This window comes from Klebsiella sp. 10982 (assembly GCF_048589245.1).
GTDB lineage: Bacteria > Pseudomonadota > Gammaproteobacteria > Enterobacterales > Enterobacteriaceae > Klebsiella > Klebsiella quasivariicola.
Map to the genome: position 1 here is coordinate 14053 of NZ_JBMAXV010000038.1, position 12481 is coordinate 26533.

Annotated in this window: 10 protein-coding genes; 7 read left to right on the forward strand and 3 right to left on the reverse strand. The window is 53.2% G+C overall.

Annotated elements, in window-relative coordinates; genetic code table 11:
- Positions 1–73: 73 nt before the first annotated feature.
- Complete coding sequence (locus ACKLKD_RS22160) at positions 74–1774, reverse strand: lysophospholipid acyltransferase family protein (RefSeq protein ID WP_025712208.1); 1701 nt, start codon at positions 1772–1774, stop codon at positions 74–76.
- Between the two features lie 617 nt (positions 1775–2391).
- On the opposite strand from ACKLKD_RS22160, the gene ACKLKD_RS22165 reads away from it, so the two are divergent.
- The 3 genes from ACKLKD_RS22165 (at position 2392) to ACKLKD_RS22175 (ending at position 5245) form a co-directional block, all read left to right on the forward strand.
- On the forward strand, positions 2392–3255 hold the full coding sequence (locus ACKLKD_RS22165; RefSeq protein WP_025713926.1) for a YicC/YloC family endoribonuclease: 864 nt from the start codon (positions 2392–2394) through the stop codon (positions 3253–3255).
- A gap of 182 nt (positions 3256–3437) precedes the next feature.
- Positions 3438–4190 carry an isocitrate lyase/PEP mutase family protein gene (locus ACKLKD_RS22170; protein ID WP_025713927.1) on the forward strand — a complete coding sequence of 251 codons (753 nt, stop codon included), beginning with the start codon at positions 3438–3440 and terminating at the stop codon, positions 4188–4190.
- On the forward strand, positions 4187–5245 hold the full coding sequence (locus ACKLKD_RS22175) for a bifunctional transcriptional activator/DNA repair enzyme AdaA (RefSeq protein WP_025713928.1): 1059 nt from the start codon (positions 4187–4189) through the stop codon (positions 5243–5245). The genes ACKLKD_RS22170 and ACKLKD_RS22175 overlap by 4 nt, the downstream gene beginning before the upstream one ends.
- Positions 5246–5278: 33 nt before the next feature.
- Here ACKLKD_RS22175 and ACKLKD_RS22180 read toward each other — a convergent pair whose 3' ends face one another.
- Positions 5279–6553, reverse strand: coding sequence for a chloride channel protein (locus tag ACKLKD_RS22180; RefSeq protein WP_025713929.1), 1275 nt, complete (start codon positions 6551–6553; stop codon positions 5279–5281).
- Positions 6554–6828: 275 nt separating this feature from the next.
- Here ACKLKD_RS22180 and ACKLKD_RS22185 point away from each other — a divergent pair, with 275 nt between their 5' ends.
- Positions 6829–7446, forward strand: a complete 618-nt coding sequence (locus ACKLKD_RS22185) for a trimeric intracellular cation channel family protein (protein WP_012540300.1) — start codon at positions 6829–6831, stop codon at positions 7444–7446.
- Between the two features lie 5 nt (positions 7447–7451).
- On the opposite strand, the gene ligB is transcribed toward ACKLKD_RS22185, so the two are convergent.
- Positions 7452–9131, reverse strand: coding sequence for an NAD-dependent DNA ligase LigB (gene ligB, locus ACKLKD_RS22190; RefSeq protein ID WP_025713930.1), 1680 nt, complete (start codon positions 9129–9131; stop codon positions 7452–7454).
- 257 nt (positions 9132–9388) lie between these two features.
- Between ligB and gmk the strand changes: the two genes are divergently transcribed.
- From gmk to spoT, 3 genes are read left to right on the forward strand one after another with little or no spacing between them, the layout of a single operon-like run.
- Entirely contained in the window at positions 9389–10012 is a 624-nt protein-coding gene (gene gmk, locus ACKLKD_RS22195; protein ID WP_002922664.1) for a guanylate kinase, read from the forward strand.
- 54 nt (positions 10013–10066) lie between these two features.
- Positions 10067–10342, forward strand: a complete 276-nt coding sequence (gene rpoZ / locus ACKLKD_RS22200) for a DNA-directed RNA polymerase subunit omega (protein WP_000135058.1) — start codon at positions 10067–10069, stop codon at positions 10340–10342.
- 18 nt (positions 10343–10360) lie between these two features.
- Positions 10361–12481: a bifunctional GTP diphosphokinase/guanosine-3',5'-bis pyrophosphate 3'-pyrophosphohydrolase gene (gene spoT / locus ACKLKD_RS22205; protein WP_025713931.1), complete on the forward strand. Its 2121-nt coding sequence runs from the start codon at positions 10361–10363 to the stop codon at positions 12479–12481.

Genomic DNA, 12481 nt, shown 5'->3' on the forward strand with positions numbered 1-12481 from the left:
ACGTATATAATTTTTTCATTACTGACGACTGGAGTAAAGCATTCTCGATTCAGCCCAGAGGTTCACTGTCAGTTTAATCTTTTAAATAATGCTTAAAGTATATTTCATTCAGTTTATCAATAGCACTCAGGTTTAACCCTGCTATCGAATTAAAAGAGTTATCTTTTGTGAATGACATAATCGTCGAACCACCCGGAGAAAACCATTTGGCGCTCTGCTTAAAAGGCCAGGGGAGTTCATAACCTTTTTTTCTCAAAAAATGATTAAGCACCCCCCAGTCATGTCTAAAGTCTTTTCCGCAAAAAGGACTATCGTTCTGTTTATCTTCTGCACTGAATAATTCTATAGGCGTACAGAAATCGATTGAGGTGGCAAAGTACATATTATAAAAGGCCACGATGAGTTTTTGCACATCCTCAGGAAAAGAACCGGGAATAGTCAATACACCTAATAAATACTTATAGTCTGGATATCTTTTTATAAAATCGAATATTCCTCGCCATAAATAATCAAGCGCATTGCTTTTTTGATAGGGCTTTTGGATAAAGCCGCGGCCTATTTCCACACATTTCTCTAAGCAGGAATACGCGCCCTCATGATATTTAAATAAGCTACTACTGTATAATCCCGTTATTCCATAGCGGGCCATTTGCTCACCGACAGGAATGAGACGATAGGCCCCGAGAATTTCTTCCTCCGAAGGATCCCATAAAATGATATGGTAATAAGTCTCATCAAAAATATCGTTGTCTTTATCTGTGCCCGATCCTGCACCAATATCACGATAACAACGCTCGCGCAAACGCCCTAATTCATCAATTATGGGTGAGATTCCGCTAGTGTTATAGCGATATATCAATAGTTTTTTACCGTCATTAAACTGCTTTAATACTTCACACGCATCAATTTCACTGATTAGTGCTTTCCTGCTTGCCAGAGATTCCTGCGCAGAAATTGTATCTACCAGTGTCGGCCCATTTTTTCCTATACTCTGGAGATGCATCCTGCATGTACTTGCTGCCAGAGAAAGATCTTTATTATCGTGCTTAAAGGAAGTTGAAGATATTTGCTCCCCTATTTTGATATTCATCACTTTTCCACGATGGCGTAAAGCTTCACGAATAACCATAATATTTGATAATTGCCGCCACACCGTTGCAGTTAAATAATATCTTTTACTATTTCTTCCTGTAATATGCACAGGTATCAACGCCGCATTATTTCTGATAGCCAGCTGTAAAAAACCAGGATTCCATTTATGTTCCTGTAAACCAGAAAGAGACCAGTTTGCCAGTTTACCCGCAGGACAAATAATCAGTACCCCACCATTTTTCAGATGGTCATTCATCTCTCTAAATTTTTTGTGACTCATTTTACCAGCCATATTTTCAATACCAATGGTTAGTCCAGATACCTCTGGAAATATAATTGGCAAAATATGGTTAGCAATAATCTTTATATCTTTTCTGACCCGAGAGACCGTATGTATTAAGGTAAGGCCATCGATAACTGTCGGATGATTTGAGATAACAACCGTAGCACCATGCCGAGGTATATTATTAAAATCTTCGTCTTTCGTTTCACATTGTACTTCAAGAAGCTCAACAACAGAATTGACCCAATCAATCCCATGCTTATTGAAGACTTTATCATTATTTACTAAGCGAGAAAATATCCTATTGCCAAACGCGGTCTCGAAAACCCATTTCTTCCAACATGGGATATTTTTATTAGGAAAAAACTCCTTAATAACTCTGTCAAAGATAGCGTCCATATTAAAATCCTTTTTATAGAACTCATCCTAAAAGACTATACTAGTGTTCTTTCCCTCGAGCAATACCGCCTAAAATTAAAAAACGTTAATACAAAATAATTAGACATAATTAAAATGATATTATTCATATCAATAATACAACTAATAGCGATTTTAATGCATTAGTCATAATGAATTCAAAAAAAACATACATAATGCTTAAAGGTAAAACACCTTCGTATTTTTCGAAATTATACTTCCAATCAGATTACCCTCAGACTTATCTTTCCGACAGTAAAATGATTTGCCTGGCATAGCCAAATGACATATACAGCATAAGCAATCAAAAAAAATATTAAAAAAAACAACGGCAATGAAGACTTTCATCCTGCCGATGATCACAACTAAACCGATTTAACAAATGCAATACGTTAAAAAGCTAACCGCGGAAAATTATTAATACACCACACTTTTATTTTTTACCCACCACCGGCGGTTCGATACCGCTAATGCGTTAAATACTTTACAACCATGTCCTTTAAACAATCCGTTTCCAAGTATTTCGTCACTATTCCTGTTAACTCCTCTCCTGCAAAGCTATAATCCTTGCAATCATTATTACGAAAACAGGAACGTCTATGATCCGCAGTATGACCGCCTATGCCCGCCGTGAAATCAAGGGTGACTGGGGTAGCGCCGCATGGGAGCTGCGCTCGGTAAACCAGCGCTATCTGGAAACGTACTTCCGCCTGCCGGAGCAGTTCCGTAGTCTGGAGCCCGTGGTACGCGAGCGCATTCGCGCCCGCCTGACTCGCGGCAAAATCGAATGTACCCTGCGTTTTGAACAAGACCCCAGTGCTCAGGGCGAACTCATCCTCAACGAAAACCTGGCTAAGCAGCTGGTTAACGCTGCCAACTGGGTGAAAATGCAGAGCGATGAAGGGGAAATCAATCCTGTTGATATCCTGCGCTGGCCGGGTGTGATGGCTGCCAAAGAGCAGGATCTCGACGCCATCGCTGCCGACATTCTGTCAGCCCTGGACGGCGCGCTGGACGACTTCATCGTCGCCCGCGAAACGGAAGGCCAGGCCCTGAAAGCGCTTATCGAGCAGCGTCTTGAAGGCGTCAGCGGGGAAGTGGCGAAAGTTCGCGCCCATATGCCGGAAATCCTTCAGTGGCAGCGCGAGCGTCTGGTTGCCAAACTGGAAGACGCGGAAGTGCAGCTGGAAAATAACCGTCTTGAGCAAGAACTGGTGCTAATGGCGCAGCGTATTGACGTTGCTGAAGAGCTGGATCGCCTCGAAGCGCACGTTAAAGAGACCTATAACATCCTGAAGAAGAAAGAGGCTGTGGGTCGCCGTCTCGACTTTATGATGCAGGAGTTCAACCGCGAGTCGAACACCCTGGCGTCAAAATCGATTAATGCCGAGGTCACCAACTCTGCCATTGAGTTGAAAGTGTTGATCGAGCAAATGCGCGAGCAGATCCAGAATATCGAGTAACGCTTTCTCATCTGTTAGCGTATTTCGGTATCCAGGGCCATGATAAATCATGGCCTTTTTATTTCTCTCTCTCACTGGCTGATGATAAGAATTTACGTATAAAAATAGTCGTCCATTTTTCGGTTGTGGCAAACAGGCACAACGCGGCACAGTCAGGGAAAACACCACCGCGAGAGAAAAGAATGGACTTCAATGCGCTTCATCAGCAAAACCAACCTTTGTTGCTTGCCAACGTCTGGGATGCCAGCAGCGCCCAGGCCGCTCAGCAGGCTGGCTATCGGGCTCTGGGAACCTCCAGCGCCGCTATCGCCGCGATGCTGGGGTATAAAGATGGCGAAGAGATGCATGTTGACGAGCTGTTATATGTTGTCTCACGTATCAAAGCCGTTAGCGAACGGCCGTTAAGCGTCGATTTAGAAGCGGGCTACAGTACCACAACGAGCCAGATAATTGACAACATTCAGCGCCTGGCGCGTCTCGGCGTGAGTGGAATAAACCTTGAGGATAGTCATGTGGCGAATAATACGCGCCGTCTTGACGATGCGCAGAGCTTTGCTGTCAAACTGAGGGAAATTACCCGCGCCTGTCCCGGCATGTTTGTTAATGTCCGCACCGATACCTTTCTTCTCAACGTACAAGATGCGCTGGTTCAGACGCTCTATCGCGGTCAACTTTATGCGGACCACGGTGCATGTGGTTTTTTTGTGCCTGGCGTCACCTATGCGAAAGATATTACCGCCATTGTCCGCCATGTGGCTTTACCCTTAAACGTGATGTGTATGCCAGAACTGGCAGACTTCAGCAGCTTATCTGCCCTGGGCGTAAAACGTATTTCGATGGGCAATTTTATTCATGCCGCCACGCAGGCCAGACTGAAAGACCTATTATGTCAGGTGCAAACCCATCACTCTTTCTCGGGTATTTTTTTACCATGAAAATTACCGACAGCATGCAGTGCGATATCTGGTATCAGGCGCTGCTTGAACGCGCGGTGGAATTCACCGGCGTTTTTTTCGTCGGCGTGAAAACCACCGGCGTATTTTGTATCTCGGTCTGTCGGGCGCGAAAACCCCGGCGGGAAAACGTCGAATTTTATAATGACTTTAAATCCGCGCTGGATGCCGGCTTCCGGCCATGCAAAGTCTGTCGCCCGACGGAGAATGCCCGGACGGCCCCCGCCTTTGTTGAACAAGCGCTCCGCCTGCTGCGAGAAGCTCCAAAGGTCCGCCTCAGCGATAGCGAGCTACGTCAGCACGATATTAGCCCGGAACGCGTTCGCCGCTGGTTCCTGCAAAACCACGGGATCACCTTTCAGGCTTTTCAACGGATGCAGCGTTTGAATATGGCGCTTCAGGAATTAAAAGCAGGCCGCTCAACTACCGATGTCGCTTTCGATAGCGGTTACGAGTCCTTAAGCGGCTTCGGCTATACCTGCAAAAAATTGACCGGTTTCGCACCCAGCGCACAACGCCAGGTTGTTTTAATTCATCGCTTTACCACCCCGTTAGGGCCAATGTTTGTTTGTGCAACGCAACGGGGAGTTTGTCTGCTGGAGTTTGTCGACCGACGCGCGCTGGAGTCAGAATTCAGCGACCTGCAGCGGCGGTTCAACGCCAGCATCATCGCAGGTGAAAATGCCCACACCCGGCAGGCGCAACAGGAAATAACCGAGTATTTTGCCGGGCATCGTCAATCGTTCGGGGTGGCGCTTGATACCCCAGGCAGCGAATTCCAGCGAGCGGTCTGGCACCGTTTACAGCGCGTTAGCTTCGGCGAGACGACACATTATCAATCGATTGCGATGGATATAGGTAAACCAACGGCCACGCGCGCGGTCGCTGCTGCAAACGGCGCTAATCGCGTCGCGATTATCATCCCCTGCCATCGAATTATCGGCAAAGATGGTGCGATGACCGGTTACGGCGGCGGCATTGTGCGTAAAAAATGGCTTATCAACCATGAGGCAACCATCATGGAAAAAGGCGACTGAGTTTACTTCCAGGATGAAGCCCCCCTTCCCGGTTCACTTTCGTTGCGGCTCATTAACCGCTTTCTTATCCAGTACCCGGCAGGTCAAAAACGCCCCTGCCGCGCACAGCAGCGTGGGTGCCAGATAGCTGTGATCCATGTGAGTGAACTCCATCACCAGCACCACCGCGGTCAGCGGCATCTGCATAGAAGCGGCGAGAAACGCGGCTGCCCCCACCAGAGCGAAACTACTTTCATCTCCGCCAGGGAACCCTGATTGCCAGAGCGCGCAGAGCAGCAGACTGGCCAGCCCGCCCACCGCCAGCCCCGGGGTTAACAACCCGCCCTCCGCGCCGCCGCGCAGCACCGCCAGAATCACCACCATCTTCAACACTAACAGGACAGCGACCATGGAGAGAGGCAGCCCGTCGCTGAGCGCCAGCTGCATCGGCCCCTTGCCGTTGCCCGGAAGCTCGGGGAAATAAAGGCTCAGGATGGCAAGAAGGGAAAAACCCAGCAGACAGAACACCGGCATCTGCCAGTTACTTCGCACGCGTGAACGCGCCGCGCTGGTCGCTTTGCGAAAAAGCCAGGCGCCGGCACCAAGAATCGGGCCCGCCAGAATCGCCCACCAGAGAAAGGTGTACGGGAGTGCGCTGGAAACAAAATGGTATTGCGATTCATCCCCTAACCCCAGGGTAGCCGTCCACGCGGCAATCGCCGAGGTCATTATCGCCGCCAGCGTTTTTTCCCAGCTAAACGACAGCAGCATGACCTCAAGGCTGAACAACGCCCCTGCCAGCGGGACGTTATAGACCGCCGCCAGACCGGCGCCCGCCCCACAGGCGATCAGGGTGCTGGTTTCATCTTCCAGCAGGCCCAGCTTACGCGCCACCATCCCCGCCCCCAGCGCGCCCATTTCCCGGGGCGCCACTTCGCGGCCAAGCGGGGAACCCAGCGCTACGGTGACGATCTGCAGCAGGGCGTGGATCGTCGTGGTGCCTGCTGGCATGGGTACGGAAGGGTTGGCCACCGCCGCCGCAATGGAAACCCGCTTCTGCCCATAGCGACCAAGCAGCCACCAGCCAAATCCGGCGACGACGCCGCCGGCCACGATTGCCGCGATGCGGCGTGGCCAGGACGACTCCGTGACGCCCTGTAAAAATGACACCGAACCGACGATCTGCCCGGCACTGTAGCCAAAAGCCAGGTGCTGTATCGCGTGTAAAATCAGCGCCAGCACCATACCGGATACACCGGCCAGAATCCCGGTTAATATCACGGCTATCAGGCGGGTCAGATGATTTTTATTCCCGGCGGCGACGCTCATTTTCTCAGGCCTTGAAAAAGAAAAATAAAAGCATAAAGGACGATACTTAAACATTGAGTATTCATCGTGTTTTCGGTAGTGATGCTGATCGCTTCATTTAGCATTACTTTTTCTAATCGATAAAAATTAATTAGAAAGCAATAAACCTTTAGACAAAGCCATCACCGTCGCTGTCTTCATTAATTTTTCCTGGCGTAAATGATTCGCTTTAGAAAATCTCAATCGTGATCCTGCGCACAAATCGTTAACCTGCCCGCCACTGTCTGGGGGGATCTATGCTGCTTCATGTTCTGTATTTAATCGGTATCACCGCGGAAGCCATGACCGGCGCGCTGGCTGCCGGGCGCCGGCGGATGGACACGTTTGGCGTCATCATTATCGCCACCGCGACCGCGCTGGGCGGGGGTTCCGTTCGCGATATCCTGCTGGGACATTATCCTCTCGGCTGGGTGAAACATCCGGAATATGTCATTATTGTCGCTGTCGCCGCCGTCCTCACCACCATTGCCGCTCCAGTGATGCCTCACCTTCGCCGGCTGTTTCTGGTGCTGGACGCGCTGGGGCTGATCGTGTTTTCCATCATCGGCGCGCAGATCGCCCTGGATATGGGCGAAGGTCCGATCATCGCCTCTATCGCCGCGGTCATCACCGGCGTTTTTGGCGGCGTACTGCGCGATATGTTCTGCAAACGCATTCCGCTGGTCTTCCAGAAAGAGCTCTATGCCGGGATCTCGTTTGCCGCAGCCGTACTCTATATTGCCCTGCAACATTACGTCAGCAGCCACGATGTGGTGGTGCTGGCTACGCTGCTGTTCGGCTTTACCGCCCGCATGCTGGCACTGCGCTGGAAACTGGGGCTACCGGTCTTCCACTACACCCATGATAGCCACTAACCGCCTCAAAATCCGGGGATGCGCTGCCCACTGAGCCATTGCGCCAGCGCCACCACATCCGGATGGTGCAGGAAGGCCACCAGCTGGCGGGCTCTGATCTCCCCCACGCCCGGCAGCGCGCGCCATTGCGCTTCACTTTTTGCCGCCAGCAGATGCCAGTTCTCGCTTTCGAGCTGCGCCAGCGCCCCCTGAGGCACCGGGAGCCCCATCGCCAGCACCCAGCGGATAAAAGGCCGTTTGCGAACGAGATCAAATTGATGCCAGAGGTGCTGCCCGCGGGCGGCGGAGATCCCTGGCACCGCCTGCAGCTGCTCCACCGTAAGCGCCAGCCAGGAAAAAATATGCGTCATCGGGTTTTGCTGCTGAATGGCGCGCCATAAATTTTCCCCCACGCCATCGACATCCAGCGCGGACTTTGATGACAGCCAGATCAGCCGGGAAAGAAACTGTTCGCTGCACTCAGGGGTGGCGAAATAGCAGGTTAGCGCATTGAATTTCGCCGCCGGCGGCGTCGGTTTATGGCGCTCGGCCGTCCGCCAGACGACGGCGTCGATCCGAGGAATACCCTGCCCTGCCAGACTGATCTGCAGCTGATCGCCAACCCCAATATCCAGCGCCTGCCAGCGGGCCACAGAGCCAACATTAACCCGCTGCACGCGTTTATCATCCAGCCGCTGGGGCTCAAGCTGGGCCACGACGTTGAGCCTGCCGCTGCGGCCAGTGCTGAAATGGATCGCCCGTACCTCCATCACCTGCGAGGCCGGAGGATACTTCCAGGCCGCCAGCCACTCTCCCTTTCCGGGCGACCAGACACGTCCCGGCGGTTCGCGCCCTTCGCGCACAATCACGCCATCGCTGACGAAGGGGAGCGGCGAGCGATACCAGCGCTGGCGCCACTCCGCCACCTGCTCAACGCGCGTTACCGAATGGGTGTATTGTCCGCTGTAGCCAAACCCCGCCTGCGCCAGCAGCTGCTGTCGACGGCGCATATCCGAGGGACCGTCTGGCCAAGCCCAGATAAAAACGTCCAGCTGGCTGAGCGGCGCCGCCGCCGCGTCGGCTCGCATCATCAACCCGGCGACTTTCGCCCGCGCGTTCATTCCGCCAGCCTGCTGCTGAATATGCCCCTCCCGACGCAGAAATAGCTCCCCCTGCAGCACGCTGTTGGCCAGTTCGCCGGTCGTCAGCTTCGCCAGCGCCGGGATCTGCCGCGCTCGGGCGGTCCACAACTCACCGCGCAGGCCATCCCCGCGGCTGATAGCCTGAACCAGATGCCCCTGGCGATAGACCAGGGTGACCGCCACGCCGTCCACTTTAGGCTGTACCCACAGGTCGGCTTTATTTTTCATCCAGTGGGCCACGCTGGCCTCATCCGCCAGCTTGCGCACGCCGGTATGGGCCACCGGATGACGCGTATCGCCGGTCGGCGGAGGCAGATCGTCATCTTCAGGCGTCGCGCCCGGAAAGCATTGTCGCCACTGCGCCAGGCGCAGGGTGAGCTGGTCGTAAACCTCATCGCTCACTTCGCTGGCGCCTTGTCGCCAGTAGTCCTCTTTCCAGGCGACAATTTGCTGATGAAGGCGTGAAATCTCCTGCCTTCCTCTGGCCGGCGGCCACTCCGGACACGTCGCCAGCGCGCTGGCAGAGAACATCCCTAGCACCAGCCACCACCCTCCTTTACGCATTGCAGCTCCTCCTTCATCACCTGACGGAGAGTCTGCTGTAGAACACCGCGAACCGCGACGGGTACTTTTTCGCCTTGCGAAGCGCCTTCCAGGATTTATACCTCATTGCAGCAACGGCTAACGAATTCAGGAAAACGGCAGGCAAAATGAAAGAAACAGCGGCAAAAAGTGTGACAAGGACTGCGTCACACCGCGGCGACGTGTATAATAGGCTCGTATGTAGGACCTCTTTCGATAACCACATACAAAAGACACTCATGGCTCAAGGCACGCTTTATATTGTTTCCGCCCCTAGCGGCGCGGGTAAATCCAGCCTGATTCAGGCTTTATTAAAAACCCAACCGTTGTATGACACCCAGGTATCGGTTTCCCATACCACGCGAGCACCGCGTCCGGGTGAAGTGCACGGCGAACATTATTTCTTCGTGAATCACGACGAATTCCGCTCGATGATTGGCGAAAACGCGTTTCTGGAACATGCAGAGGTCTTTGGCAACTATTACGGCACGTCGCGTAAAGCGATAGAGCAGGTGCTGGCGACCGGGGTTGATGTCTTCCTCGATATCGACTGGCAGGGTGCACAGCAGATCCGTAAAAGCATGCCCGGCGCACGCAGCATTTTTATTCTGCCGCCGTCAAAAGATGAACTGGACCGACGCCTGCGCGGCCGCGGCCAGGACAGCGAAGAGGTGATCGCGAAACGAATGGCTCAGGCCGTTGCGGAAATGAGCCATTACGCCGAATATGATTACCTGATTGTGAACGATGATTTTGACACCGCTCTGAGCGACCTGAAAAATATCATCCGCGCTGAACGTCTGCGCATGAGCCGCCAAAAGCAGCGACATGGCGCTTTAATCACCAAACTATTGGCAGACTGAACCCACATTCAGTATCATGCCCAGTCATTTCTTCACCTGTGGAGCATTTTAAGTATGGCACGCGTAACTGTTCAGGACGCTGTAGAGAAAATTGGTAACCGTTTTGACCTGGTACTGGTCGCCGCGCGTCGCGCTCGTCAGATGCAGGTAGGCGGAAAGGATCCGCTGGTACCGGAAGAAAACGATAAAACCACCGTTATCGCACTGCGCGAAATCGAAGAAGGTCTGATCAACAACCAGATCCTCGACGTACGTGAGCGCCAGGAACAGCAAGAGCAGGAAGCCGCTGAATTACAAGCCGTTACCGCGATTGCTGAAGGTCGTCGTTAATCACACAGCGGGTCGCCCTTGTATCTGTTTGAAAGCCTGAATCAGCTGATTCAAAACTACCTGCCGGAAGACCAGATTAAGCGTCTGCGGCAGGCGTATCTCGTTGCACGTGACGCTCACGAGGGTCAGACACGTTCAAGCGGTGAACCCTATATCACGCACCCGGTCGCGGTAGCCTGCATTCTGGCCGAGATGAAGCTCGACTATGAAACGCTGATGGCCGCGCTGCTGCATGATGTGATTGAAGATACCCCCGCCACCTACCAGGACATGGAACAGCTTTTTGGTAAAAGCGTCGCCGAACTGGTGGAGGGGGTATCGAAACTTGATAAGCTCAAGTTCCGCGATAAGAAAGAGGCGCAGGCCGAAAACTTTCGCAAAATGATCATGGCGATGGTGCAGGACATCCGCGTCATCCTCATCAAGCTTGCCGACCGCACCCACAACATGCGCACCCTGGGCTCATTACGCCCGGATAAACGCCGCCGCATCGCCCGCGAAACGCTGGAAATTTACAGCCCGCTGGCGCACCGTTTAGGTATCCATCACATCAAAACCGAGCTCGAAGAGCTGGGCTTCGAAGCGCTGTACCCTAACCGCTACCGCGTCATTAAAGAGGTGGTCAAAGCGGCGCGCGGCAACCGTAAAGAGATGATCCAAAAGATCCTCTCTGAAATCGAAGGGCGTTTGCAGGAAGCGGGGATCCCCTGCCGCGTCAGCGGTCGCGAAAAGCATCTGTACTCCATCTACTGCAAAATGGTGCTCAAAGAGCAGCGTTTTCACTCGATCATGGATATCTACGCCTTCCGCGTCATCGTCCATGATGCCGATGTCTGCTACCGCGTGCTCGGTCAGATGCACAGCCTCTATAAACCGCGTCCAGGCCGTTTCAAAGATTACATTGCCATTCCGAAAGCGAACGGCTATCAGTCTTTGCACACCTCGATGATCGGTCCCCACGGCGTTCCGGTCGAGGTACAAATTCGTACCGAAGACATGGATCAGATGGCGGAAATGGGGGTCGCGGCGCACTGGGCTTATAAAGAGCACGGCGGCGAAAGCAGCACCACTGCGCAGATCCGCGCTCAGCGCTGGATGCAAAGCCTGCTGGAGCTGCAGCAAAGCGCCGGCAGCTCGTTTGAATTTATCGAGAGCGTGAAATCCGATCTGTTCCCGGATGAGATTTACGTTTTCACCCCGGAAGGGCGCATTGTCGAGCTGCCCGCTGGCGCCACGCCCGTGGACTTCGCCTACGCGGTGCATACCGATATCGGCCATGCCTGCGTCGGCGCGCGCGTCGACCGTCAGCCCTATCCGCTGTCGCAGCCGCTCTCCAGCGGTCAGACTGTCGAAATTATCACCGCGCCGGGCGCTCGCCCGAACGCCGCCTGGCTGAACTTTGTCGTCAGTTCGAAAGCGCGCGCCAAGATCCGTCAGCTGCTGAAAAACCTTAAGCGCGACGATTCGGTTAGCCTTGGCCGTCGTCTGCTCAATCACGCGCTGGGCGGAAGCCGCAAACTCGCCGAGATCCCGCCGGAGAATATCCAGCGCGAACTCGATCGCATGAAGCTGGCCTCGCTCGACGATCTGCTGGCGGAAATCGGTCTGGGTAACGCCATGAGCGTCGTGGTGGCAAAAAACCTGCAGCAGGGCGAAGCCGCTGCGGCACCGGTGCCGGCCAATACCTCAAATCACGGCCATCTGCCAATCAAAGGCGCCGATGGCGTGTTGATCACCTTCGCCAAATGCTGTCGTCCAATTCCAGGTGACCCGATTATCGCCCACGTTAGTCCGGGTAAAGGGCTGGTTATCCACCATGAATCCTGTCGTAACATTCGCGGCTACCAGAAAGAGCCGGAGAAGTTTATGGCGGTTGAGTGGGATAAAGAGACCGCTCAGGAGTTCATCACCGAAATCAAGGTGGACATGTTTAACCACCAGGGCGCGCTGGCTAACCTGACGGCGGCGATCAACACCGCGTCTTCCAATATCCAGAGCCTGAATACGGAAGAGAAAGATGGCCGCGTATACAGCGCCTTTATCCGCCTGACCGCCCGCGACCGCGTGCATCTGGCGAATATCATGCGCAAAATCCGCGTCATGCCGGACGTGATTAAAGTCACCCGTAACCGAAACTAG